This window comes from Paenibacillus popilliae ATCC 14706 (genome assembly GCF_000315235.1).
Classification (GTDB): Bacteria; Bacillota; Bacilli; order Paenibacillales; family Paenibacillaceae; genus Paenibacillus_B; species Paenibacillus_B popilliae.
The window spans coordinates 1-422 of the sequence record NZ_BALG01000418.1; the positions used below are offsets into that span (position 1 = coordinate 1).

Sequence of the window (422 nt, forward strand, 5' to 3'; positions counted from 1 at the left end):
GGTTCATTCCGTGAACGTTCTTCGCCTCTGCAAAGACGTGTTCACAGCGAACTCGCATTTTCTGCACGTGACGGTATCCGCCATGGATTTGGAGGCTAGAGCTCTCCGTTTGTAAACCGGTACTTCTTCCAGAGTTAGGCTTTTCAAGCTGACCAGCGAAGTTATCCCCAGATCCTTCAGCTCCGCCAAGTACTCTTTGGTGCCGTACGCTTTGTCTGCCGAGAGTGTGCGAATCGTAACAGACGGGTGCCGAAAACGAATGGCGGCCAATTGGTGGAGACTGACTTCCCGTTCTGCACGACCCGAAGCCTGACTTGCACGACGATCTAAAATCACGCCCGACCGGACATCGACCACATCATGAACCAGAAACCGAGGATGGGCCTCTTGACCAGCGCTCTTTTTGTACAGGCGGGAATCCG

1 pseudogene is annotated in these 422 nt (G+C 53.8%); it reads right to left on the minus strand.

The features are described 5' to 3' along the window. Positions 1-422 (minus strand): annotated as a pseudogene (locus tag PPOP_RS18020) (transposase); the annotation flags it as partial.